Origin of the sequence: Pseudomonas sp. CG7 (assembly GCF_023701885.1) — a bacterium.
In the GTDB taxonomy this organism is placed as follows: Bacteria; Pseudomonadota; Gammaproteobacteria; order Pseudomonadales; family Pseudomonadaceae; genus Aquipseudomonas; species Aquipseudomonas zanjanensis.
Genome location: NZ_JABAEE010000025.1, coordinates 1 through 22,923 on the forward strand (window position 1 = coordinate 1; position 22,923 = coordinate 22,923).

Genomic DNA, 22,923 nt, shown 5'->3' on the forward strand with positions numbered 1-22,923 from the left:
GCGATGAAGAGGCTGTAGTAGCGGTAGGCGACCTGGTAGATGGCCACGGCGGCGACGACGATCCAGAGGGCGTTGATCGCCTCGCCTCGACGCAAGGCCACGACGCCCAGGGCGCTCGCACCTATGACGGCCAGCAGTAGCCAGGGCAGATGGCGTAGCAGGCTATTATTGTTTTTCATTTTTATATTCCAGCCAGGGTGGACAAGAAAGATAGCCACTGGAGTTTAGCGCTAACCTGGGCAAAGGCCATACCCGACTTTCGTCTGTCTGTTGCCGAACGGTGACGATGCGCTCCCAGTTCGGTCTATAGTCAGTGAATCTCCAGAGGGAATGCGTAATGAGCGAACGTCGCCGCTTCGTACGAGGTGAATTCCATGCCAGGACCGAACTGAGCCAGGGCCCGTTTATCTGGCCGGTGGAGTTATTGGAGTTATCCCTCAAGGGGCTGCTGATCACCACACCCGAACCCTGGCTTGGCGCCCCCGACCAACCCTTCATGGCGGATATCCATTTGAGCCCTGACGCGGAGATCAAAATGGAAGTTCGGTTGGCCCATGATGACCATGGTCACCTGGGCTTCGTCTGCGAACATATCGACCTGGCTTCCATCGCACACCTACGCCGATTGATAGAGCTGAACCTGGGCGACCCTAAGGAGCTGGAGCGGGAGTTGAAGGCTTTGATCCATATTTGAAAAGCCCCGCCGCAGCCCCCGTGTGCACAGTCCCCGCCCTGGGCACGATCCCCTGTGGCGAGGGAGCTTGCTCCCGCTGGGCTGCGTAGCAGCCCCAAGAGCAGCAACTCCACCAACCTGACACACCGCGATGCATATTTGAGGGGCTGCTGCGCACCCCAGCGGGAGCAAGCTCCCTCGCCACGGAGGCCTGCATCCGCCTCGGCATTATTCGAACAACGCATCCAACGCCTGTTCCAGGCGTGTCACCGCAATGATCTGCAACCCCGCCGGCGCTTCCTTCGGCGCGTTCCCCTTGGGCACGATGGCGCGTTTGAAGCCGTGCTTGGCGGCTTCCTTGAGCCGCTCCTGCCCGCTGGGCACCGGTCGCACCTCCCCCGACAGCCCGACTTCACCAAACACCACCAGATCATGGGGCAGCGGCCGGTTGCGCAGGCTGGACATGACCGCCGCCATCAACGCGAGGTCGGATGCGGTCTCCAGTACCTTGACCCCACCCACGACATTGAGGAACCCGTCCTGGTCATGTGTCGGGATCCCACCGTGGCGATGCAATACCGCCAGCAGCATGGCCAGCCGGTTCTGATCCAGGCCCAGGGTGACCCGTCGTGGGTTCGCCAAGTGACTGTCGTCCACCAGCGCCTGCACCTCGACCAACATCGGCCGGGGCCCTTCCCACGTTGCCATGACCACGCTACCGGGGACTTCTTCCTGGGCACGTGTCAGAAAGATCGCCGACGGGTTCGAGACTTCTTTCAGGCCCCTGTCGGTCATGCCGAACACCCCCAGTTCATTGACCGCGCCAAAGCGATTCTTCACCGCCCGTAGCAAACGCAGGCGCCCATCGGATTCGCCTTCGAAATACAACACGGTGTCGACCATGTGCTCCAACACCCGCGGTCCTGCCACCGCACCTTCCTTGGTGACATGGCCCACCAGGAAAATCGCCGTGCCGCTCTGCTTGGCGTAGCGCACCAGCAACGCCGCGCTTTCACGCACTTGGGACACGCCGCCCGGGGCCGACTGCAGTTGTTCGGTGAAAATGGTCTGGATCGAGTCGATGACCATCACCTTGGGCTTTTCCAGGCGCGCCGTGGCAATGATGGTTTCGATGCAGGTCTCGGTCATGACCCGCAGCTGGTCCTGGGGCAAGCCCAGGCGCCGGGCGCGCATGGCGACCTGTTGCTGGGACTCTTCGCCTGTGACCTACAACGCCGGCATGCGCGTGGCGAGGTTGCACAAGGTTTGCAACAGGATGGTGGATTTACCGATGCCCGGATCGCCACCGATCAGCACCACCGAGCCGTCCACCAAGCCGCCCCCCAGCACCCGATCCAATTCACCGGACGCGGTGGAGAAACGCGGGATTTCTTCGACGCTGACTTCGGCCAGGGTCTTGATCTGCGCCTGTTGGCCGGCCCAGCCCGTGCGCCCGGTAGGGGCCGCCGCGCCGCCGCTTTCCACCATGGTTTCGGTCAGGGTGTTCCAGGCTCCGCATTCACTGCATTGTCCGGCCCACTTGGGGAAGGTCGAGCCGCACTCGGTGCAGCCGTACATGCGCTTTGCCTTGGCCATCTCAACTCCGGGGTAAAAACCGCGATGATAGCAGGCGGGCTTTATTGCGGGGCCGGCAATCTGATTTCACCGTTGGCCAGATTCGTCGCGGTATTGCCCAACGGATCCCTGGCCTCCAGGTCGGCGCCCTTGGCCTTCAAGGCATCGAGCAACTCGCCACGCTTGAACAGGCCGGCATACATCGCGGCGGTCTGCCCCGCGCCATTGCGTTGGTCCGGGCTGCAGTCGGTGGACAATAAACGACGCGCAATCTGCACTTCGCCTTTAAAAATGGCGCCCATCAGTGCGGTGTTGCCACGCTTGTCCTGGGCACAGGCATCGGCCCCCGCGGCCAGCAACCGCTCCACCGCCGGCCCGTGGCCGTGATAGGCCGCCAGAATCAGCGCGGTGTAGCCCTTCTCATCCCGGGTATCCAACGAGTAGCCGGCCTCGATAAACGTATCGAGCATCGGCACGTCGCCCCGACGCGCGGCGTCGAAATAATAACTTTGCAGTTGCTCCTGCACCGCCGCCGGTTCGGTGGCTATTGGTTGATCGGCCAGTGCATTCACTGACCAGGCCACAAGCATCGATAAAAGCAATTTACCCATCATGACGTCTCCTCATTCCTCAAAGACTGTGGGAGCGAGCTTGCTCGCGATGCAGACACTGCGGTGCACAGCCAGACCGAGTTGCCTGCATCGCGAGCAAGCTCGCTCTCACAGATGGATCAGTCGCTCAGTTTTTCCGCCAGCGCCTTGACCCGGGCCAGGTCGCCTTTGGCAACACGGGCCACGCCAGTGCCGTATTCAGGATCGGCCTTGTAGAGGAACGACAGGATGATGTGCTTGCTCTCGTCATCGGTGGTCGCCAGGGAGCCACCAAAGCTTTCGATCAAGTCATCACGCTCTTTCTTGCTGAACGAACGATACAGATCACCGGCCTGCTTGAAGTTCTGCTCGCGCTGGATCTTCGCCTGCTGGGTGCTGCCGCTCAGCGCGGCCTGGCTGTAGCGTGCCGCTTGCGGTTCTTCGCGAGGCATCAGGCGGCTCGGTTGGTAATTCACGCCGGTGCTGGTGCTGCCCGGGTTCATCGCGCCGTCCTGGTTGCCGTTGTTCACCGCCACCTTGGGGGCGTTGATCGGCAACTGCAGGGCATTGGCGCCTATCCGGTACATTTGCGTATCGGCGTAGGAAAACACCCGTCCCTGGAGCAAACGGTCCTCGGAAGGCTCGATGCCCGGCACCAGGTTGGCCGGCGCCATGGCCACCTGCTCGGTTTCTTGGAAGACATTCGCCGGATTACGGTTCAAGACCATTTGCCCGACCTTGCGCTCAGCCACACCCGGCCAGATCTTGGTCGCGTCCAATGGATCGAAATCAAACTTGGCCAGGTCCTGTGGATTCAACACTTGGACGTACAAGTCCCACTTCGGGAAGTCGCCCTTATTGATATGACTGACCAAGTCATTGGTCATATGGCTGTAATCTTGACCCTGAACTTTCACAACTTCTTTCGGATCGAGATTTTTCAAACCCTGCAAACTTTTCCAATGAAACTTCACATAATGAACTTCACCCTTAGCGTTAACCAATTTGTAGGCATGCACACCATTACCGTCCATTTCACGATAACTGGCGGGCGTGCCGGCGTTGGAATACAACTCGGTCAGGGTGCGGGTCGATTCTGGAACATGGGAGAAGAAGTCGAACCGGCGCGAATCATCGTCCAGGTTGGTCCGCGGGTCGGGTTTGAAGGCATGAACCATGTCTGGAAACTTGATGGCATCACGAATGAAAAAGGTCGGGAAGTTGTTGCCCACCAAGTCCCAGTTACCGTCGGCGGTGTAGAACTTCGTGGCGAAGCCTCGGGGGTCGCGCAGGGTTTCCGGTGAATGATTACCGTGCACCACGGCCGAAAACCGCACGAACACCGGGGTCACCTGGCCTGCGGCGAACACCTTGGCCTTGGTCAAGTCGCTGAGGTCGTCGGACACCGTGAAGGTGCCGTGGGCACCGGTACCGCGGGCATGCACCACGCGCTCGGGGATGCGTTCACGGTCGAAGCGTTGGAGCTTCTGGATCAACTGCACGTCTTGCAACAGGGTCGGACCGTTGGGACCTGCCGTTTGCGAATTCTGGTTATCGCCGACCGCCGCACCGTTGTCCCGGGTCAGGGTGGCCGCATTGACAGACAAGGATAGAAGGCTCGCGGTCAGCACAAAAAAAGCGCGGCGATGGGAATAAGCCCCGTGGCCAAGGGAAGTGTTCATAGCATGTTCCTCTGATGTTATAGAGCGCATCCATGTGCGCCATCCAGAGGCTAGTGCCGGAAAAAAGAAAACCTAAATAGAAATGCCATACCGTGCCGATAGAAAAAACGTTATAGGGCCCGGGCCTGAAACCGCGTATCGCGCGCGATTGATGGCACTTTGTAAACTTTTCCTCCCCGCTCAGGTCGATAACGGAAGCTTTGTAAGCAAGCGTTTCGAGCAAGACCCGTTGGGCTGACTTACACTGCCACTCATCTTTCATCTGTCACAAGGAATAACTCATGGGCGTGCTAAGCGAGTTCAAGGCCTTCGCGGTCAAAGGCAATGTCGTCGACATGGCCGTCGGGATCATCATCGGGGCCGCTTTTGGCAAAATCGTTTCGTCATTCGTTGGCGACGTGGTCATGCCGCCAATTGGCCTGTTGATCGGTGGCGTGGACTTCAGTGACCTGGCCATCACCCTCAAGGCCGCCCAGGGTGATGCGCCTGCGGTGGTACTGGCCTACGGTAAATTCATCCAGAGCACCATTGATTTCATCATCGTCGCGTTCGCCATCTTCATGGGCGTCAAGGCCATCAACCGCCTTAAGCGTGAAGAGGCCGTGGCTCCCAGCGCCCCGCCGGTCCCGACCAAGGAAGAGCTGCTGCTGAGTGAGATTCGCGATCTGCTCAAGGCTCAGAACGAGCGGCCCTGAGCCGTTTAATCACTGACACTTCTGTGGCGAGGAGCCAATCCTCCACACCACAACCTACCAGTAGTTTTCCACCGCCACCTGGCCCGGACGACGGGTCAGGCTCAGTTGCAGGCCCCTGGCCTTGAGCAGCTTGCGCGTGTCGTCGATCATTTGCGGGTTGCCGCATAGCATCACCCGCGAATGCTCCGGTGTCAGCGCTACGCCGGCCGCGCGCTCCAACTCGCCATTGTCGATCAGCGTAGTAATCCGCCCGTTGAGCGCTCCCAGATGCTGCTCACGGGTGATGGTCGCAATGAAACGAAACTTGTGAGCGTACTCGGCCAGGTAGTCACGCTGGGGCAGTTCCTTGATGAGCTCCTGATAGGCCAGCTCCCGTGCCTCGCGCACGCTGTAGACCAAGATGATCCGCTCGAATTTTTCCCAGACCTCGAAATCCTGGAGGATCGAAAGAAACGGCGCCACGCCCGTCCCCGTGGACAGCAACCACAGATCCCGACCGTCGACGAAGCGGTCCAGCGTCAGGTAGCCAAAAGCCTGGCGATCCACCAACAGTTCGTCACCCGGCTGCAAGCGGCTGAGTTCGCTGGTGAATTCGCCATCGGGAACCACGATGGAAAAAAATTCGAGGAATTCGTCGAATGGCGACGACACCATGGAGTACGCCCGCCAGACGGTGGCGCCGTCCGCCTTGGCGACGCCCAGCCGGGCAAACTGGCCCGCCCGGAAGCGAAAACCGCGATCCCGGGTCGTGCGCAAGGTAAATAAATGAGGCGTCAACGGCTGGACATCGAGCAGGGTCTGGCGGGTGAACTTCTCTGCGCTGTCGGTCATGGGCCACTCCTATGAGACAAGACGTGCAGTGTCCCGCAAAGTGAACCCTTTCACCACCGACGAGCGAGCAATAGCACTTTAGCTGGACTCATTCCACGCATAACTTTTACCAAAACTGTACAAAGTTATAAACGCTGCAAAAGAAATCAACCTACAGAAAAATTACATTACAGTTTTGTAAGCTAGTTAAAAAATCTCATACAAAGTTAGGAATAGTCCTACACTAAAAAATGCGCATCATGGATTGGATCCATATAGACGGATCAAACTCAGGAGAAAGCGATGGACAGGTGGAAGGATTTACAGCTGAGGAAATTATCCTGTGAAAAAGACCTGCAGACGGCCTATCGTCTGGTACTGAATTTCTTTAACAATCAAGGATTTGAATATTGTGCATTTTCAGCCTATCTCGGAAGCCCCCACAAACACACCAGTAAGGTGGACCTGAACAACTACCCTTATGGATGGGACCGGTTTTATGAACAAAACGGTTATGCAGCGAATGACCCAGTAGTAGCACATTGCAATCAATCAACGCTCCCGATCCTGTGGGAGGAGAGTGTTTTCGCTAAAGCCCCCAAGTTATGGCGGGAACTTAATCGACTGGGACTCAAGTACGGCTGGACCCAGGCCGTTCATGACGAACAAGACGCGCAATGCAGCCTGTTCAGCCTCGCACGGACTCATTGCCCCATCGATATCGAGGAGCACTATGGAAATCTCGGCTACGCCATCTATGCCAGTCAAAAACTGCATGCCCTGGCCAGCAAAAAACTGGCAGACGCCATCACAGCCCAACCCAAATGTCACTTGTCGCCAAGAGAAATCGAAGTGTTGAGGTGGTCAGCCGAAGGCAAGACGGCGTCGGAAGTGGGCAGGATTCTCTGTCTTTCCGAACGAACCGTGAATTTTCATGTGTGCAGTTGCATGCGAAAGCTAAACGTCAGCAATAAGATTTCAGCAGTGGCCAAAGCCGCCCAGATCCATGTGATCTAACCCTTGGCCCGGCGTTGCCGAGCTGAAAAACCCGCGAGTAATGTGCAACAAAAAAACGTACCATTTGCGGTTCCTCTTGAATGATGCCGCTGCTAGCACGCGACGCCGTTCATTCAGGTGGTCCCGCACAGACACCTACCTCCAGGCAGCGGGACATTCGTTGATCTCCAGAGTCCCCAGCCATGCCCCTGCTTGACAGCCCTTTCGCTCAACTTGACCTGATCCGCCAACCCGAACAGCAGAACGAACCGCTGCAAGCCTTCGATGCGGCCGACGAATACCTGCTCGCGTACCTGGCCGAACAACAACCGGTCGCGCAGACTCGGGTCCTGGTGCTCAATGACGGCTTCGGCGCCCTGGCGGCCAGCCTGGCCGGTACCGTCCTGGTGACCAGCAGCGGTGATTCCTTCCTGGCTTTGCAGGCCCTGGAGAAACACCTGGTGCGCAATGGCCGGCCCTTCGATGCGGTGCCCACGTTGCCCGCCAGCGAGCCGTTGACCGGCCCGTTCGATCGCGTCCTGATCAAAGTACCGAAAACCCTGGCCCTGCTGGAGGAACAACTGATTCGCCTGCAAGGCCAACTGGCGCCGGGCGCCCAAGTGATTGCCGGGGCCATGGTCAAGCACTTGCCCCGGGCCGCCGGCGATTTGCTGGAGCGTTACATCGGCCCGGTGCAGGCCTCACTGGCGGTGAAAAAAGCGCGGCTATTGATCGCCACGCCGCCAGCTGCCTCTTCGCCGGGCAATGTGCCGGCCGTATCGCCCTATCCCACGCGCTACTGGCTGGACGAGCCGAAGATCGAACTGCTCAACCACGCCAACGTGTTCTGCCGCGAAGGCCTGGACATCGGTACCCGTGCGTTCCTGCCCCATCTGCCAAAAAATCTCGGGACGGCCCGGGTCGCCGACCTGGGCTGTGGCAATGGCGTGCTGGCCATCGCCAGTGCCCTGCAAAACCCCGAGGCCCACTACACCTTGGTGGACGAGTCGTACATGGCCGTGCAATCGGCTGCCGAGAACTGGCGCGCGGCCTTGGGCGAACGCGAAGTGACCGTCCGGGCCGGTGATGGCCTGGCCGGGCAAGAAGCGCAGTCATTGGATGTGGTGCTGTGCAACCCGCCCTTTCACCAGCAGCAAGTGGTGGGCGATTTCCTCGCCTGGCGGATGTTCCAGCAGGCTCGCGAAGCGTTGGTGGTAGGCGGTGCGCTGTACATCGTCGGCAACCGGCACCTGGGCTACCACAGCAAACTGGCGCGGCTGTTCCGAGGCGTCGAGCAAGTGGCCGCCACGCCGAAATTCGTGATCCTCAAGGCCCGCAAATAATGATTGCCCTGTGGGAGCAAAGCTTGCCCCCACAGAGGAATCAGTGGGTGGTCAGCCCGGCGGCATTCATGAACATCCGCATCAAACTGGCGACGATGAACAACGCCAGCACGCTGCCAGCCCAGATCAGCGCCAGCCAGCCGAGCCGCTGCCAGAGTGGCTTGCGTTCGGCGGCCTCGATGTCTTTCAAGTCAGGTTTGGCCATGCTCACGCCCTCAATGGTAGCCGTCGTCATGGGTCACCTTGCCGCGGAACACGTAGTAGCTCCAGAAGGTGTACACCAGGATCAACGGAATGATGAACAGCGTGCCCACCAGCATGAAGCCTTGGCTCTGGGGCGGTGACGAGGCGTCCCAGATCGAGATGGACGGCGGTACGATGTTCGGCCACAGGCTGATGCCCAGGCCGCTGTAGCCGAGGAAAATCAGCACCAGGGTCAGGATGAAAGGCGTGTAGTTGGCATTGCGGGCCACCGCGCGGAACAACCCGTACATGGTCACCAATACCAGGATCGGCACCGGCAGGAACCAGAACAGGTTCGGCAACGTGAACCAGCGGGCCGCAATGTCGGCGTGGGCCAGCGGCGTCCAAATGCTGACGATACCGATCACGGCCAGCACCACGAACGCCAGCGGCCGGGCCAGGTCATGCATCTGCTCTTGCAGCTTGCCCTCGGTCTTCATGATCAGCCACGTGCAGCCGAGCAACGCGTACGCCGCGATCAACGCCAGGCCACAGAACACCGTGAACGGCGTGAACCAGTCCAGGGAGCCTCCGGCGAACTGGCGATTGACCACCTCGAAACCGTCGATGAACGCCCCCAGCGCCACACCCTGGAAGAAGGTGGCCGTCAGCGAACCGCCAATGAACGCTTTGTCCCAGAGGTGGCGCTTTTCAGCCTTGGCCTTGAAACGGAATTCAAAAGCCACGCCGCGGAAGATCAGGCCGATGAGCATCAAGATCAACGGCAGGTACAGGGCCGAAAGCACCACCGAATAGGCCAGCGGAAACGCCCCGAACAATCCGGCACCACCCAGCACCAGCCAGGTTTCGTTACCGTCCCAGACCGGCGCCACGGTGTTCATCATCACGTCGCGGTCGCGCTCGCCCTTGACGAAGGGGAAGAGGATGCCAATCCCCAGGTCGAAGCCGTCCATGATTACGTACATCATGATGCCGAAGATGATGACCACGGCCCAGATCAGCGGAAGATCAATACCCATGACTCAATTCCCCTTGTTCGAGCGGTCGTTGTGGTCCACGTCGTCGCCTTCGTTGGCGGCCGACAATGGCCGGGCCGGGGTGCGTTTCTGGCCCGGGCCGCCATCGCTCGGTTCGGCTTCGTGGGCCACCGGCCCTTTGCGCACTAGGCGCATCATGTAGCTCAGGCCGGCACCGAACAGCGCGAAATACACCACGACGAACAGCACCAGGGTGATGCTCATCTGGGCGAAGCTGTGGCCGGACGAAGCATCGGCCGTGCGCATCAAGCCGTAGACCACCCAAGGCTGGCGGCCGATCTCCGTGGTAAACCAGCCGGCCAGGATCGCAACCAGCCCGGACGGCCCCATCCACAGCACCATGTAGAGGAACGGTCGGGATTGATAGATCCGATCGTTGCGGCGCAGCCACAGGCTGCACAGGCCGGTAAAAATCATCAGCAACCCAAGGCCGACCATGACCCGGAACGACCAGAACACGATGGTCGAGTTGGGTCGATCTTCAGGCGGAAACTCCTTGAGGGCCGGCACCTGCTCGGTCAACGAATGCGTCAGGATCAGGCTGCCCAGGTAGGGAATTTCCACGGCGTATTTGGTTTTTTCCGCTTGCATGTCGGGCCAGCCGAACAGGATCAGCGGGGTCGGTTCATTGCCGCCGTTTTCCCAGTGGCCCTCGATGGCGGCGATCTTCGCCGGTTGATGCTTGAGGGTGTTCAGGCCATGGAAGTCGCCGATGACCGCTTGTATCGGCGCCACCAGCAACGCCATCCACATCGCCATCGACAGCATCCGGCGGATGGCTGGGTTGTCGCGACCGCGTAGCAAATGCCAAGCCGCCGATGAGCCGACGAAGAACGCCGTGGCCACGAACGCCGCGGTGGACATGTGCAACAAGCGATAAGGAAACGAGGGGTTGAACACCACCGCCAGCCAGTCCACCGGGATCACCCGGCCGTCGATGATTTCGTAGCCCTGGGGGGTCTGCATCCAGCTGTTGGACGACAGGATCCAGAAGGTCGAGATCAGCGTGCCGATCGCCACCATGACCGTGGAAAAGAAATGCAGGCCACGGCCGACGCGGTTCCAGCCAAACAGCATCACGCCGAGGAAACCCGCCTCGAGGAAGAACGCCGTGAGCACCTCGTAGGTCAGCAGGGGCCCGGTCACCGCACCGGCGAAGTCTGAAAAGCGGCTCCAGTTGGTCCCGAACTGATAGCCCATGACCAACCCGGACACCACCCCCCTGCCGAAGTTGACGGAAAAGATCTTCGACCAGAAGGGATACAGGTCACGGTAGGTGTCATCGCGGGTCTTGACCCACAAGCCCTCGAGCACCGCCAGGTAACTCGCCAGGCCGATGGTGATGGCCGGGAACAGGATATGGAACGAGATGGTGAACGCGAATTGGATTCGGGCGAGATCGAGCGCCTCCAAACCGAACATAAGTCTTCCTCTGTCAGGTAAAACCGGCTGCGGGTGGGGCTTGCACCAACCCCCAGGGATATGGAGTGCAGTGCTTTTCAAATCGTTCTTTTTTTAACCGTCACAACGCAGGACGCAGGCCGGATGGCCACCAGTGCAACGCCCCGAAGGGCATTGATCTGGATCAAGCAATGCTCAAAGAGTAGTCGCATTATTGCCGATGGACGGCGTGGTCTTTTGTCGCGTGACAGGTTGTCTCAGTGTCGTAATCCTGCTTCAAGCTGTGATTTCCAAACCCACACGGCCCCCGTGGCGAGGGAGCTTGCTCCCGCTCGGTTGCGCAGCGACCGCAAAATCCAGGGGCCGCTGCGCAGCCCAGCGGGAGCAAGCTCCCTCGCCACAGAGGCCCGCATGTTCCCGGGAACAACCGCTTCTGCCAGTAAAAGTAGATGTTTGGCTAACTATTTTTCCCGCTACCGCAACTTCCTGTTACAGCTCGATGATAATCTCGTAGCCTTCATCACCGGACCCGTCATAGATGCCCAGCCAAGCACCGCTGCTGCTCCGTCACCATCGTCCCTTCATCGCCTTCTGGCTGGCCCGGATCTTCACTGCCAGCGGCTTCCAGATGCTCACCGTGGCCATCGGCTGGAACCTCTATCAACTGACCGGCAACGTTCTCGACTTGGGCCTGGTGGGCCTGGTGGAATTTGCCCCGCGCGTGCTGTTCATGCTCCACACCGGGCATGTGGCGGACCGCTACGATCGGCGCAAGGTCGCAGCCATTTGCCAGTCGTTGCAGGCGATGATTGCCCTGGCGCTGGCGATCGGCAGCGCCACCGACCATGTCACCCGGGAAATGATCTTCATCCTTGCCTTCCTGCTGGGTGCCGCCCGCTCCTTCGAAATGCCGACCACCCAGGCGTTGTTGCCCAGCATCGTGCCGGCCGGCCTGTTTCCCCGCGCCGTGGCCGCCGCGCAATCGGCCCAGCAATCAGCCACCATCGTCGCTCCGGCACTGGGCGGCTTGCTCTACGCCGTCGGTAGCGTCTGGGTCTATGGGCCCACCGTGGTGCTTTACCTCATTGCCTGCTGCCTGATGCTCAACCTGCCCGCCCGGCAGACGCCGCTGAACAAAGGCAAGGCGACCCTGGATTCGTTGCTGGCCGGGGTTCGCTTCATTCGCAGCCGCCCGGACATCCTCGGGGCGATCTCCCTGGACCTGTTCGCCGTGCTGCTCGGCGGCGCGACGGCGCTGCTGCCGGTGTTCGCCAAGGACATCCTGCTCACCGGCCCCTGGGGCCTGGGCCTGCTGCGTTCGGCGCCAGCGGTCGGGGCCTTGCTGATGTCGCTGTGGCTGGCGCGGTTTGCCGTGGAGCGCAAGGTTGGCCGGGTGATGTTCACCGCAGTGGGCGTGTTCGGCGTCGCCACCATTGCCTTCGGCCTTTCCACCTCGTTCTGGTTTTCCTTGGCAGTGCTGGTGGTGCTGGGCGCGGCAGACATGATCAGCATGGTGATCCGCGCCTCGTTCGTGCAACTGGAAACCCCGGATGAATTGCGCGGCCGGGTCAGCGCGGTGAACGGGCTGTTCATCGGCGCTTCGAACCAGTTGGGCGAATTCGAATCCGGCCTCACCGCCCACTGGTTCGGCACGGGGCCGGCGGTGGTCATGGGCGGTGTGGGCACGCTGCTGGTGACCGGGACCTGGATCAAGCTGTTCCCGACCCTGGCCAACCGCGACCGGATGCACGAACCGGTGGACGAAGCGAAGGCCTAGTGGCCTGTACGGTTAATTCGAGTACTCAAATTCGAGTGCCAGGGCTTGCCAGGCAAGGCGCCATGACGAGTCGTAGCCCGCTACGGCGAGGAATGGCAACGCAGCCTGGCAAGTTCTGGCGCCGAAGTTGAGTGCACGAATTAGCCACACAGGCCACTAGATTAATTTGTCGAGGGTGATTGGGAAGTCCCGCACCCGCTTGCCAGTGGCATGGTAGATCGCATTGGCCACCGCCGCGGCCACCCCGACGATGCCGATCTCACCGACGCCCTTGGACCCGAGCGCATTGACGATATCGTCCTGTTCCTCGACGAAAATCACCTCGATGTCACCGATGTCGGCACTGACCGGCACGTGATACTCGGCCAGGTTGTGGTTCATGTGGCGTCCGAGGGCGTGGTCGGTCAGGGTTTCTTCGTGCAGGGCCATGCCGACGCCCCACACCACGCCCCCGAGAATCTGGCTGCGGGCGGTTTTCGGGTTGACGACCCGGCCGGCGGCGATGGCACTGACCACTCGGTTGACCTTCACCGTCCCCAAATCCTCGTCCCCCCACACTTCGACAAACACCGCCGAGTGAGTGGCCGTGGCGTAGGCCTGGCGTTTTTTGTCCGGCTCGGCGGTGACCTGGGCCTGCAGCGGTGTCTCGCCGCTTTTCTGCGCCAGCTCTGCCAATGCCACACTCGCTTCGCCCAGCCGCAGCTGGCCATCGGCAAACGTCACCTGCTCAAGGGTCGCGCCGCTGAAGGCCGGACACGCCTGGCGGGCCACGGCCAGGAGTTTTTCCTTCAGCGCCTCACAGGCCTGCTGCACGGCGGTGCCCACCGACGAGACGGTGAACGAACCGCCCTGCAACGGCGCGGTGGGCAGCGATGAATCGCCCAGGACAAACGTGACGTTCTCAAGGGAAACGCCTGACGCCTCGGCGGCGATCTGGGTCATGACCGTGTAGGTCCCGGTGCCGATGTCCGTGGTGGCGCTGCTGACGGTCAGCTTGCCATTCGTATCCAGCGAGGCCCGGGCACTGGCCTTCTGCTGCATGGCCTCCCACACGCCACCGGCCATGCCCCAGCCGACCAGTTGCCGGCCTTCACGCATGCTGCGCGGTTCCGGATTGCGCTTGTCCCAGCCGAAACGACGGGCACCTTGGGCATAACATTCACGCAGTTCCTTGCTGGAATAGGGCTTGCCTTCGTTCTCGTTGCGTTCGGCGTAGTTGATCAACCGCAGTTGCACCGGATCGATCGCCAGGGCACAGGCCAGTTCATCCATGGCGCATTCCAGGCCGATCAGCCCCAGGGCCGCGCCGGGCGCACGCATGTCCAGGGGCGTGTAGACGTCCAGCGGCACCAACTTATAGGTCAATGTCACGTTGTCGCAGTGATAGAGCATGCCGCTCCACTCCACCACGTGCTCGGTGAAGTCTTCGAAACGCGAGGTCTGGCCGACAGCGGTGTGCGCCACGGCCAGCAAGCGACCATTGGCCGCCGCCCCCAGCTGCACGCGCTGGAACGTGCGCGGCCGATAGCCAAAGGTGAACATCTGCTGGCGCGTCAGGCTGACCCGCACCGAACGCTTGAGGGCCAGTGCCGCCATCACCGCCAACGGCAATTGATATTGCGGACGCAGTCCGGAACCGAAGGCGCCGCCGACAAACGCGGCAAACACGCGCACCTGCTCTTTCTCAAGGCCGAAGACCTTCTGCACATAGGCTTGGCAATTTTGCGTGCCTTGGGTCTTGTCGTGGATGTGTAGGCTGCCGTCAGGCTGATACAGCACGGTGGAGGCGTGTGGTTCCATCGGGTTGTGGTGTTCCACCGGCGTGCTGTAGGACACATCCACGCTGAGCGCGGAACTGGCGTACTCGCCCTGAAAATTCCCACGAGGCTTGGGCAATTCAGCGGGTGCCGGTTGGGCCTCGTTTTGCAGGATTTTCAGATCGGTCTGGTGATCCTCGGCCGCGTATTCGATATCAACCAGTGAGCCGGCATACCGCGCCAGCTCGAGATTTTCCGCCACCACCAGGGCCAGTGGCTGGCCACTGTAGAGTATCTGGTCGTTGTACAACGGCCGGAACGGCGAGCCATCCGCCGCATCGGCATCCTGGTAGGGCTCATCGTAGCTGGCGATTCTCGGCCGGTTGGTGTGGTCGATGACTGCGACTACGCCGGGCAGCGCCAAGGCTCTGGACGCATCGATGCGCAGCACACGGCCACGGGCGACCGTACCGGACACAACGCTGCCGTGCAGCAGGCCGTCCTCGGGATATTCACCGGCGTAACGCGCCTGGCCCGTCACCTTGAGCAAGCCATCGACCCGGTCGAGTGGCTGCCCTATGGATTTGCTCGAAGCGTTCATCAGGCGTGTCCTCCCTGCGGTGCGCTACCCAACGCGGCATTGCTCAAGGCGCGGACGATCGCCCGCCGCGCCAACCTGACCTTGAAGCCGTTGTGCTCCAGCGGCTCGGCGTGTTGCAGCAGCGCATCGGCGGCGGCGGTGAACGTTTCGCGGCTGACAGTCTGCCCGGTCAGCCAGCTCTCCACCGCCCTGTCGCGCCAGGGTTTGTGCGCCACGCCTCCCAGGGCCAGGCGTGCCTGGCGAATCACCGGCCCGTCCAGCTCCAGCGCCGCCGCCACCGAAACCAGGGCAAAGGCGTAGGAGGCACGGTCACGGATCTTCAGATAGTGGCTATGGTCGGCAAAACCGGCGGCAGGCAACTCGATGGCGGTGACCAATTCATCGTCAGCCAACTGGTTATCACGTTCCGGGGCATCGCCGGGCAGACGATGGAAATCGGCGAACTCGATGGTCCGCGCCCCGCCCCGTCCCATGACGTGGACCACCGCTTCCAGGGCCGCCAAGGCCACGCACATGTCGGAGGGATGGGTGGCGACACATTGATCGCTGGCACCGAAAATCGCGTGGATGCGGTTCAAACCGTTCCGGGCCGGGCACCCGCTGCCGGGCCGGCGTTTGTTGCACGGCACGCTCGCGTCATAGAAGTAATAGCAGCGGGTACGTTGCAGCAGATTGCCGCCGGTGCTGGCCATGTTGCGCAGTTGCGGCGAGGCACCCGCCAGGATCGCCTGGGCCAGCAGTGGATAACGGCGTTCGATCCACGGGTGCCAGGCCAGGTCGGCATTGCTCACCAAGGCCCCGATCATCACCCCGCCGGAAGGGGTTTCACTGAGGTCCGCCAGGGGCAAGCCGGTGATGTCGATCAAGTGTTCAGGGCGGGTGAGGTTCTCCTTCATCAGGTCCAGCAGATTGGTGCCGCCGGCGATGAAGCGGGACACCGGGCTCGACAGATCGACGGCCGCCTGCACCGTGTCCGGCTTGCTGTATTGGAAAGGGTTCATCGGTCACCCCCTTGTTCCTGACGGCAACGAGGCAAGGCGTCTTCAATGGCATCGCGAATGTTGTTGTAGGCACCGCACCGGCACAGATTGCCGCTCATCAGCTCACTGATCTGTGCGCGGGTCTGCGCCCTGCCCTCGTTGGCCAGCCCCACCGCCGAACAGATCTGCCCCGGCGTGCAGTAGCCGCACTGGAACGCGTCATGGGTGATGAACGCCTGCTGCATGGGATGCAATGCCCCATCACTGGCCAGGCCTTCGATGGTGGTCAATTCGGCGCCGTCGCACATCACCGCCAGGGTCAGGCAGGCATTGATCCGCTTGCCATCGCGCAGCACAGTGCAGGCCCCACACTGGCCGTGGTCGCAGCCTTTCTTGCTGCCCACCAGGTCCAGTTGCTCACGCAGCAGGTCCAGCAAGGTGGTCCAGGCCAGCACTTGCAACTCTCGCACTTGGCCATTGAGGGTCAGGCGAATCGGATGACGGACGAAGGACGCCGACGTCGCTTCGGACAGGGTCGCGCTCATGGAACACCTCACGGTTGGTCGTACTCGCGGCGTTTTGGGAAACCGCCGTCATAAGGGTTACGACTTCAGGGTGGGGTGATGCGTTCAAGGCAATTGCGATGCTGCGGGCACTGCAAGCAACATGAATTTAACGGGCCTGTGCGGTATATATGTACCGCACCGAGTGTAATGTATCGCCTTACACTCTGTTCCATGATTAAATCCTTCCAGCACAAAGGCCTCAGGCTCTTTTATGAGACGGGGTCGACCCGTGGTATCCGGGCGGACCACGGAAAACGCCTGGCCCGCATGCTCCAGTTCATGGACAGGGCGCAGGCCGCCAACGACTTGGATATCCCGGGATGGCGATTGCATCCGCTCAAGGGTGGGCTGGATGGATACTGGTCGCTGGGGGTTTCGGGACACTGGCGGGTTATTTTTCGTTTCATCGGGTCCGATATCGAACTGGTCGATTATCTGGACTACCACTGATCAGGAGGCTGGAACATGCCCATGCACAATCCGCCACACCCTGGCGAAACCTTGCGGTTGGACGTGTTGCCCGAGCTGGGCATCACGGTCACCGAACTGGCACGACACCTGGGCTTCGCCCGGCCTCATCTCTCCCGGGTATTGCATGGCCATGCGCCCATCAGCCCCGATCTGGCGGTGCGCCTGGAACGTGCCGGGATCGGCAAGGCCAGGGTGTGGTTGGGCGTCCAGGCCGACTATGACTTGTGGCAAGCCGAGCGCCGCGAGCAACCCGCGATCGAACCTTTCCCCCAACACGCTTGACCTCCGTCAGGCCAGCAACTCCGCCGCCACCACGCTCCTCACGCCCTTGCCACTGAGTTGTTCCACCAGCATCAAGGCAAACGCCAGGGCGGCGGCCGAGCCTTGGGCGGTGATGCAGTTGCCGTCTACCACCACGGGCTGATCCACGAAGCTGCAACCGGACAGTTGCTGGCTTACCGCTGGCAGGCAGGTCATGCGGCGCTGGCGCAGGACGCCGAAGGCCTGTAGCGCCAGGGCCGGGGCTTCGGCGATGGCGGCAAAGAAACGCCCGGCGGCGGCCTGGTCCTTGATCAATTGTTGCAGCGGCTGATGGGCCGCCAAGTGCTGAGCGCCGATGATGCCGCCCGGCAGGACGACCAGGTCGAAATCCTGCACGAGCACGTCCACCAGCATGCCATCGGCCGTCAGGCGCGTGCCGCGGGCGCAAGTGAGCATGCGCCGTCCTTCGATGCTCGCCACCACGGTTTCGATCTGCGCGCGCCGCAGCACATCGATCAAGGTGACCGTCTGCAAGTCGTCGACGCCCTCGGCAACGGCGATCAGGGCTCGGGGGATCTTGGTTCCAGGAATCATGGGCGCTCTCTCCACTGGGTGATGCCTGTAGTGTAGGAGCTGCCGAAGGCTGCGATCTTTTTACAGGCGCTTGAGACTCAAGCGTCTGGGGAAAGATCGCAGCCTCGCTTCGCTCGGCAGCTCCTACACAGCGGTTATGCAGTTCCCACGCGGGAGCCGGGCTATTTGATGTACAACTGGGTCGACATCCGGTTGCCCGGGGCGTTGATCGACTGGTTGCTGAAGCTGAAGGTGCCCTCTTGCTTGCCCTTCAGGTCGAAAATGTACACATAGCCAACGACTTTGGTCCGCACCGAGCAGTCGTTGAGATTGCCATTGCCGTAGGCACATACCGGCGAGCGGGTGCCGTCGACTTCAAAGCCGTCCAGGGTGACATGGGGCTGATGGCCATAGCCGACCTCCAGCACGTAGACCTTGATGTTCGGCCCGCTGTGATCGCAACGCGTCTGCGCCTGCCCGGGGACGATGTCCTCGAAACCACAGGCCGGCGACTCGACCTTGAGCACCTTGACCTCACTCAAGGGCGGTGCCGACGCGGCATTGACGGCCTGGCCGGGCATCCACAGGCCCAGCGCGCAGCCCACGGCCACCAGCCGCTTTTTATTCATGTGAAGCATAGAGACCTCCCGGAACCGCGGGCAGTATGGCCCACTTGGCGCGTTGGCAAAACATCGACGACGATCGCAGCCACAACGCTACGCTGCTGGTATGATGCGCGGCTTTTTCCGACCCGCAGAAAATTCCCGGGCGCCGCTGGCGACCTGTGCTTTGCTGTTGAGGTCGATACATTCACGGCGCCGGGCGCGCCACGGGGAGCAGACATGCTGGAAAGGCTGTTTCAACTCAAGGCACACAACACCAACGTGCGGACCGAGATCCTGGCGGGCGGCACGACCTTCCTGGCCATGGCCTACATCCTGTTCGTCAACCCGAGCATCCTCGGCGAAACCGGCATGGACAAGGGCGCGGTGTTCGTCGCCACCTGCCTGGCGGCGGCCATTGGCTCCACGGTCATGGGCCTGATCGCCAACTACCCGATCGCCCTCGCGCCGGGCATGGGCCTGAACGCCTTCTTCACCTACACCGTGGTCCTGCACATGGGCCACACCTGGCAAGTGGCCCTAGGCGCGGTATTCGTCTCCGCCGTGCTGTTTTTCCTGCTGTCGATCTTCCGCATCCGCGAGTGGATCATCAACAGCATCCCGCTGCCGCTGCGCTCGGCCATTGCCGCCGGTATCGGCCTGTTCCTGGCGCTGATCGCCCTGAACAATGCCGGCATCGTGGTGAAAAACCCGGCGACCATGGTGGGCCTCGGCGACTTGAAGCAACCGGCGCCGATCCTCGCGACCCTCGGCTTTGTCCTGATCGTCGCCCTCGAAGCCTTGAAAGTACGCGGCGCGGTGCTGATCGGTATCCTCGCGGTCACCATCGTTTCGATCCTGATGGGCTTCACCCCGTTCAACGGCGTCATCTCCGCGCCACCGTCCCTGGCCCCGACCTTCCTGCAACTGGACATCAAGGGCGCCCTGGACATCGGCCTGGTGAGCGTGATCTTTGCCTTCCTGTTCGTCGACCTGTTCGACAACTCCGGCACCCTGATTGGCGTGGCCAAGCGCGCCGGACTCATGGGCAAGGACGGCCACATGCCGAAGATGGGCCGTGCGCTGATCGCCGACAGCACCGCCGCCATGGCCGGTTCGCTGCTGGGCACCTCCACCACCACCAGCTACATCGAATCGGCGGCGGGCGTCAGCGCCGGCGGCCGCACCGGTTTGACCGCCATCGTGGTGGCGATCCTATTCCTGCTGGCGCTGTTCTTCTCGCCACTGGCCGCCAGCGTCCCGGCCTTCGCCACCGCGCCAGCCCTGTTGTTCGTCGCCGTGCTGATGACCTCGGGCCTGGCGGAAATCGACTGGGATGACATCACCGTCGCCGCGCCCGTGGTGGTGACCGCCCTGGCGATGCCATTCACCTATTCCATCGCCAACGGCATCGCTTTCGGTTTCATCGCCTGGACCGCCATCAAACTGGTGTCTGGCCGTGGCCGTGAGCTGAACCCGGCGCTGGTTATTCTGTCGATCCTGTTCGTGATCAAGTTGGGTTGGTTCAACGCATGACTTTTGACTCCCAGGCCTACGCCGCCCAGTTACAGGACAAGGTCGCCCGCTTGCGTGACCTGTTGGCGCCGTTCGACGCACCGGAACCTGCGGTGTTCGATTCGCTCCTGAAAAACTTTCGCCTGCGGGCCGAATTCCGCCTCTGGCGCGAGGCCGGCGAACGGCATTACGCAATGTTCTCCCAGGACGACAAACGCACACCGATCCTCATTGAGGAATTTCCCATTGCCAGCCTGCGCATCAACCAATTGATGCCGCAGCTCAAGGCCGTCTGGCAAGCCAGTGCGCCCCTGAGCCATAAGCTGTTCCAAGTGGAATTCCTGACCACCCTCGCGGGCGATGCGATGATCACCCTGTGTTATCACCGCCCGCTGGACGAGCACTGGCACGCGGCCGCGTCAAAATTGGCGGCCGACCTGGGCGTCAGCATCATTGGCCGCTCCAAGGGCAAGCGGGAAGTGATCGGCCACGATTACGTGGTGGAGAAACTTGAAGTGGGCGGCCGCACCTTCAGCTATCGCCAACCCGAGGGTGCCTTCACCCAGCCCAACGGCACGGTGAATCAGAAGATGCTCAACTGGGCCTATGAAGCGCTGGGCGATCGCAGCGACGATCTGCTGGAGTTGTACTGCGGCAACGGCAACTTCACCCTGCCCCTGGCCACCCGCGTGCGCAAAGTCCTGGCCACCGAAATCAGCAAGACCTCGGTGAACGCCGCGCTGAGCAACCTCAGCGAAAACGCTGTGGATAACGTCTCCCTGGTGCGCCTGTCCGCCGAAGAACTGACCGAAGCCTTGAACGAAGTCCGACCGTTCCGTCGCCTGCAGGGCATCGACCTGAAAAGCTACGAATTCGGCAGCGTATTCGTCGACCCGCCACGTGCCGGCATGGACCCGGACACCTGCGAGTTGACTCGGCGGTTCGACAACATCCTCTACATCTCCTGCAACCCGGAGACCCTCGCCGCGAACATCGCGCAACTGAACGACACCCACCGCATCACGCGTTGTGCGTTGTTCGATCAATTTCCTTGGACCCATCACATGGAATCCGGGGTGTTGTTGACTCGGCGCTGAGTCCTCCCTTTCGGGGTGAAGGATTACCCTGTGGCGAGGGGATTTATCCCCGCTGGGCTGCGAAGCGGCCCTCTGCTCTGTCTTGTCTGGCCTCTTGCGAGTGCTGCGCACTCGAGCGGGGATAAATCCCCTCGCCACAATTGCTCTCCCTCACCTTTCGGCCGGCAATGTTCGATCATCGAACACTTATTGCCCAACGACCGCGGCTTTATTTGACCAAATTAACCATCTAGTACAATTTATCTCCACCGGCTGAAACCCCGCCGACACCAACAATAAAAATGTGGAGAAACTGCGATGCCTCCGATCGTTCTGGTGCTCAACGGCCCGAACCTGAACCTGCTCGGCACCCGCGAGCCGGCCACCTACGGCCATGAAACCCTGGCCGATATCTCTGCACTGTGCGGGCGCGCCGCCGACGAATTCGGCCTGGCGGTAGAGTTCCGCCAGACCAACCAGGAAAGCGAATTGCTGGACTGGATTCACGGTGCCCGGGGCCGGTGCGCCGGTATCGTCATCAACCCGGCGGCCTGGACCCACACTTCCGTGGCGATCCGTGACGCCCTGGTGGCCAGCGAAGTGCCGGTCATCGAAGTCCACCTGTCCAACGTTCATGCCCGTGAAACCTTCCGCCACCACTCCTTTGTCTCATCCGTCGCCATTGGCGTGATGTGCGGGTTTGGCAGCCATGGTTATCGCCTGGCCCTTGAACATTTCAGTCAGCGGTTGAAGGGTTGATGGGCATGTCGAATATCACTGTGCTGGCCGGCCTGATCGGCGCGGGTATCCCGGCGTCCCGCACGCCGGCGCTGCATGAGCGCGAAGGCGATGCCCAAGGCATGCGTTATCTCTATCGACTGATCGACCTGGACGCGTTGAAGCTCGACAGCGGTGCCCTGGCCGATTTGCTGATGGCCGCCGAACGCATGGACTTCACCGGCCTGAACATCACCTTCCCCTGCAAGCAGGCGATCATCCCGCTGCTGGACGAGCTGTCGCCCGAGGCCCGAGGCATCGGCGCGGTCAATACGGTGGTGCTCAAGGACGGCAAGCGCATCGGCCACAACACCGACGGCCTGGGGTGCGCCGAAGGTTTTCGCCGTGGCCTGGGGGAAGTGGCGCGCACGCGCGTGGTCCAGATGGGCGCGGGGGGCGCTGGCGCGGCGGTGGCCCATGCGCTGTTGCTAGAGGGCGGGGAAACCCTGAGCATCTTTGACGTCGAAGTCAGCCGCGCCGAGGCACTGGCCAACAACTTGAATCAACACTTCGGCACCGGCCGCGCTCGCGCCGGGCATGACCTGCCAACGGCCATGGCCGAGGCCGACGGTCTGGTGAACACCACGCCCATGGGCATGGCGAAACTGCCGGGCATGCCAGTGCCGGTCGAGTTGTTGCGGAGCGCTTTGTGGGTCGCGGAAATCGTTTACTTCCCATTGGAAACCGAGCTGCTGCGCAACGCCCGCGCCATCGGCTGCCGCACGCTGGATGGCGGCAACATGGCGGTGTTCCAGGCGGTGAAGGCGTTCGAACTGTTCAGTGGCGTGGCGCCGGACGGGCAGCGGATGCTGGCGCATTTTCAGAGCATGAATCACTGAAGCCGGTGATGAATCCCCTGTGGAAATGACCTGTGGGAGCGCGCTTGCTCGCGATGGCGGTGTGTCAGTCGCAACTGATGTTGGCTGATCGACCGCTATCGCGAGCAAGCTCGCTCCCACAT

Annotated in this window: 22 protein-coding genes and 2 pseudogenes; 11 read left to right on the forward strand and 13 right to left on the reverse strand. The window is 61.5% G+C overall.

Annotated features, from left to right (window positions below):
- Positions 1–179, reverse strand: a pseudogene (locus tag HGO40_RS12565) (carbon starvation CstA family protein); the annotation flags it as partial.
- Between the two features lie 158 nt (positions 180–337).
- On the opposite strand from HGO40_RS12565, the gene HGO40_RS12570 reads away from it, so the two are divergent.
- Complete coding sequence (locus HGO40_RS12570) at positions 338–694, forward strand: PilZ domain-containing protein (protein WP_250963267.1); 357 nt, start codon at positions 338–340, stop codon at positions 692–694.
- Between the two features lie 207 nt (positions 695–901).
- Here the strand turns inward: HGO40_RS12570 and radA are convergent.
- The 3 genes and pseudogenes from radA to katB form a co-directional block, all read right to left on the reverse strand.
- Positions 902–2,269: pseudogene (gene radA, locus HGO40_RS12575) on the reverse strand (DNA repair protein RadA).
- 41 nt (positions 2,270–2,310) lie between these two features.
- Complete coding sequence (locus HGO40_RS12580; protein WP_502943280.1) at positions 2,311–2,838, reverse strand: ankyrin repeat domain-containing protein; 528 nt, start codon at positions 2,836–2,838, stop codon at positions 2,311–2,313.
- A 140-nt stretch (positions 2,839–2,978) separates the two neighbouring features.
- Entirely contained in the window at positions 2,979–4,520 is a 1,542-nt protein-coding gene (katB, locus tag HGO40_RS12585; protein ID WP_250963268.1) for a catalase KatB, read from the reverse strand.
- Between the two features lie 281 nt (positions 4,521–4,801).
- On the opposite strand from katB, the gene mscL reads away from it, so the two are divergent.
- Entirely contained in the window at positions 4,802–5,215 is a 414-nt protein-coding gene (gene mscL, locus HGO40_RS12590) for a large-conductance mechanosensitive channel protein MscL (RefSeq protein ID WP_003205779.1), read from the forward strand.
- Positions 5,216–5,269: 54 nt separating this feature from the next.
- On the opposite strand, the gene HGO40_RS12595 is transcribed toward mscL, so the two are convergent.
- Positions 5,270–6,046: a ferredoxin--NADP reductase gene (locus HGO40_RS12595; RefSeq protein WP_250963269.1), complete on the reverse strand. Its 777-nt coding sequence runs from the start codon at positions 6,044–6,046 to the stop codon at positions 5,270–5,272.
- Positions 6,047–6,328: 282 nt separating this feature from the next.
- Between HGO40_RS12595 and HGO40_RS12600 the strand changes: the two genes are divergently transcribed.
- Together HGO40_RS12600 and HGO40_RS12605 are read left to right on the forward strand one after the other, a co-directional pair.
- A complete protein-coding gene (locus HGO40_RS12600; protein WP_250963270.1) occupies positions 6,329–7,042 on the forward strand; it encodes an autoinducer binding domain-containing protein in 714 nt (237 codons plus the stop codon).
- A 182-nt stretch (positions 7,043–7,224) separates the two neighbouring features.
- Positions 7,225–8,364, forward strand: coding sequence for a methyltransferase (locus HGO40_RS12605; RefSeq protein WP_250963271.1), 1,140 nt, complete (start codon positions 7,225–7,227; stop codon positions 8,362–8,364).
- 40 nt (positions 8,365–8,404) lie between these two features.
- Here the strand turns inward: HGO40_RS12605 and HGO40_RS12610 are convergent, their stop codons facing one another.
- The 3 genes from HGO40_RS12610 to HGO40_RS12620 are packed head-to-tail and all read right to left on the reverse strand — an operon-like array spanning position 8,405 to position 11,027.
- Complete coding sequence (locus tag HGO40_RS12610; protein WP_003205785.1) at positions 8,405–8,569, reverse strand: DUF2474 domain-containing protein; 165 nt, start codon at positions 8,567–8,569, stop codon at positions 8,405–8,407.
- A gap of 10 nt (positions 8,570–8,579) precedes the next feature.
- Complete coding sequence (cydB, locus tag HGO40_RS12615) at positions 8,580–9,587, reverse strand: cytochrome d ubiquinol oxidase subunit II (protein ID WP_053125566.1); 1,008 nt, start codon at positions 9,585–9,587, stop codon at positions 8,580–8,582.
- 3 nt (positions 9,588–9,590) lie between these two features.
- The gene (locus HGO40_RS12620) at positions 9,591–11,027 is read right to left on the reverse strand and encodes a cytochrome ubiquinol oxidase subunit I (protein ID WP_250963272.1); all 1,437 of its coding nucleotides are present in this window, start codon (positions 11,025–11,027) and stop codon (positions 9,591–9,593) included.
- A 517-nt stretch (positions 11,028–11,544) separates the two neighbouring features.
- Here HGO40_RS12620 and HGO40_RS12625 point away from each other — a divergent pair.
- A complete protein-coding gene (locus HGO40_RS12625) occupies positions 11,545–12,783 on the forward strand; it encodes an MFS transporter (protein WP_250963273.1) in 1,239 nt (412 codons plus the stop codon).
- A 156-nt stretch (positions 12,784–12,939) separates the two neighbouring features.
- On the opposite strand, the gene HGO40_RS12630 is transcribed toward HGO40_RS12625, so the two are convergent.
- From HGO40_RS12630 to HGO40_RS12640, 3 genes are read right to left on the reverse strand one after another with little or no spacing between them, the layout of a single operon-like run.
- The gene (locus HGO40_RS12630) at positions 12,940–15,141 is read right to left on the reverse strand and encodes a xanthine dehydrogenase family protein molybdopterin-binding subunit (RefSeq protein ID WP_250963274.1); all 2,202 of its coding nucleotides are present in this window, start codon (positions 15,139–15,141) and stop codon (positions 12,940–12,942) included.
- Positions 15,141–16,142: an FAD binding domain-containing protein gene (locus tag HGO40_RS12635; RefSeq protein WP_250963275.1), complete on the reverse strand. Its 1,002-nt coding sequence runs from the start codon at positions 16,140–16,142 to the stop codon at positions 15,141–15,143. Before HGO40_RS12635 ends, HGO40_RS12630 begins: the two co-directional genes overlap by 1 nt.
- Positions 16,139–16,666 (reverse strand): (2Fe-2S)-binding protein, encoded by a 528-nt coding sequence (locus HGO40_RS12640; RefSeq protein ID WP_250963276.1) that lies wholly within the window; start codon positions 16,664–16,666, stop codon positions 16,139–16,141. Before HGO40_RS12640 ends, HGO40_RS12635 begins: the two co-directional genes overlap by 4 nt.
- Positions 16,667–16,858: 192 nt before the next feature.
- Between HGO40_RS12640 and HGO40_RS12645 the strand changes: the two genes are divergently transcribed.
- A complete protein-coding gene (locus tag HGO40_RS12645; protein WP_250963277.1) occupies positions 16,859–17,137 on the forward strand; it encodes a type II toxin-antitoxin system RelE/ParE family toxin in 279 nt (92 codons plus the stop codon).
- Between the two features lie 15 nt (positions 17,138–17,152).
- Complete coding sequence (locus HGO40_RS12650; protein ID WP_186730615.1) at positions 17,153–17,440, forward strand: HigA family addiction module antitoxin; 288 nt, start codon at positions 17,153–17,155, stop codon at positions 17,438–17,440.
- A gap of 6 nt (positions 17,441–17,446) precedes the next feature.
- Here the strand turns inward: HGO40_RS12650 and HGO40_RS12655 are convergent, their stop codons facing one another.
- Positions 17,447–18,013: a DJ-1 family glyoxalase III gene (locus HGO40_RS12655; protein WP_250963278.1), complete on the reverse strand. Its 567-nt coding sequence runs from the start codon at positions 18,011–18,013 to the stop codon at positions 17,447–17,449.
- A 161-nt stretch (positions 18,014–18,174) separates the two neighbouring features.
- Entirely contained in the window at positions 18,175–18,630 is a 456-nt protein-coding gene (locus HGO40_RS12660; protein ID WP_250963279.1) for a DUF4879 domain-containing protein, read from the reverse strand.
- Positions 18,631–18,834: 204 nt separating this feature from the next.
- Here HGO40_RS12660 and HGO40_RS12665 point away from each other — a divergent pair, with 204 nt between their 5' ends.
- The 4 genes from HGO40_RS12665 (at position 18,835) to HGO40_RS12680 (ending at position 22,801) form a co-directional block, all read left to right on the forward strand.
- Positions 18,835–20,130 carry an NCS2 family permease gene (locus HGO40_RS12665; protein ID WP_250963280.1) on the forward strand — a complete coding sequence of 432 codons (1,296 nt, stop codon included), beginning with the start codon at positions 18,835–18,837 and terminating at the stop codon, positions 20,128–20,130.
- Positions 20,127–21,206: a tRNA (uridine(54)-C5)-methyltransferase TrmA gene (gene trmA, locus HGO40_RS12670; protein WP_250963281.1), complete on the forward strand. Its 1,080-nt coding sequence runs from the start codon at positions 20,127–20,129 to the stop codon at positions 21,204–21,206. Before HGO40_RS12665 ends, trmA begins: the two co-directional genes overlap by 4 nt.
- Positions 21,207–21,503: 297 nt before the next feature.
- On the forward strand, positions 21,504–21,944 hold the full coding sequence (gene aroQ / locus HGO40_RS12675; protein ID WP_186706530.1) for a type II 3-dehydroquinate dehydratase: 441 nt from the start codon (positions 21,504–21,506) through the stop codon (positions 21,942–21,944).
- Positions 21,945–21,949: 5 nt separating this feature from the next.
- Positions 21,950–22,801, forward strand: a complete 852-nt coding sequence (locus HGO40_RS12680; protein WP_250963282.1) for a shikimate dehydrogenase — start codon at positions 21,950–21,952, stop codon at positions 22,799–22,801.
- The last annotated feature ends 122 nt before the right edge of the window (positions 22,802–22,923 follow it).

Coding starts and splice junctions, on each gene's coding strand:
- HGO40_RS12610 (WP_003205785.1), bottom strand. CDS start 8,569: ATGGCCAAACCTGACTTGAAAGACATCGAGGCCGCCGAACGCAAGCCA.
- HGO40_RS12680 (WP_250963282.1), top strand. CDS start 21,950: ATGTCGAATATCACTGTGCTGGCCGGCCTGATCGGCGCGGGTATCCCG.
- HGO40_RS12640 (WP_250963276.1), bottom strand. CDS start 16,666: ATGAGCGCGACCCTGTCCGAAGCGACGTCGGCGTCCTTCGTCCGTCAT.
- HGO40_RS12625 (WP_250963273.1), top strand. CDS start 11,545: ATGCCCAGCCAAGCACCGCTGCTGCTCCGTCACCATCGTCCCTTCATC.
- HGO40_RS12635 (WP_250963275.1), bottom strand. CDS start 16,142: ATGAACCCTTTCCAATACAGCAAGCCGGACACGGTGCAGGCGGCCGTC.
- trmA (WP_250963281.1), top strand. CDS start 20,127: ATGACTTTTGACTCCCAGGCCTACGCCGCCCAGTTACAGGACAAGGTC.
- HGO40_RS12665 (WP_250963280.1), top strand. CDS start 18,835: ATGCTGGAAAGGCTGTTTCAACTCAAGGCACACAACACCAACGTGCGG.
- katB (WP_250963268.1), bottom strand. CDS start 4,520: ATGAACACTTCCCTTGGCCACGGGGCTTATTCCCATCGCCGCGCTTTT.
- HGO40_RS12600 (WP_250963270.1), top strand. CDS start 6,329: ATGGACAGGTGGAAGGATTTACAGCTGAGGAAATTATCCTGTGAAAAA.
- HGO40_RS12620 (WP_250963272.1), bottom strand. CDS start 11,027: ATGTTCGGTTTGGAGGCGCTCGATCTCGCCCGAATCCAATTCGCGTTC.
- aroQ (WP_186706530.1), top strand. CDS start 21,504: ATGCCTCCGATCGTTCTGGTGCTCAACGGCCCGAACCTGAACCTGCTC.
- HGO40_RS12605 (WP_250963271.1), top strand. CDS start 7,225: ATGCCCCTGCTTGACAGCCCTTTCGCTCAACTTGACCTGATCCGCCAA.
- HGO40_RS12580 (WP_502943280.1), bottom strand. CDS start 2,838: ATGCTTGTGGCCTGGTCAGTGAATGCACTGGCCGATCAACCAATAGCC.
- cydB (WP_053125566.1), bottom strand. CDS start 9,587: ATGGGTATTGATCTTCCGCTGATCTGGGCCGTGGTCATCATCTTCGGC.
- HGO40_RS12595 (WP_250963269.1), bottom strand. CDS start 6,046: ATGACCGACAGCGCAGAGAAGTTCACCCGCCAGACCCTGCTCGATGTC.
- HGO40_RS12630 (WP_250963274.1), bottom strand. CDS start 15,141: ATGAACGCTTCGAGCAAATCCATAGGGCAGCCACTCGACCGGGTCGAT.
- HGO40_RS12660 (WP_250963279.1), bottom strand. CDS start 18,630: ATGCTTCACATGAATAAAAAGCGGCTGGTGGCCGTGGGCTGCGCGCTG.
- mscL (WP_003205779.1), top strand. CDS start 4,802: ATGGGCGTGCTAAGCGAGTTCAAGGCCTTCGCGGTCAAAGGCAATGTC.
- HGO40_RS12570 (WP_250963267.1), top strand. CDS start 338: ATGAGCGAACGTCGCCGCTTCGTACGAGGTGAATTCCATGCCAGGACC.
- HGO40_RS12650 (WP_186730615.1), top strand. CDS start 17,153: ATGCCCATGCACAATCCGCCACACCCTGGCGAAACCTTGCGGTTGGAC.
- HGO40_RS12645 (WP_250963277.1), top strand. CDS start 16,859: ATGATTAAATCCTTCCAGCACAAAGGCCTCAGGCTCTTTTATGAGACG.
- HGO40_RS12655 (WP_250963278.1), bottom strand. CDS start 18,013: ATGATTCCTGGAACCAAGATCCCCCGAGCCCTGATCGCCGTTGCCGAG.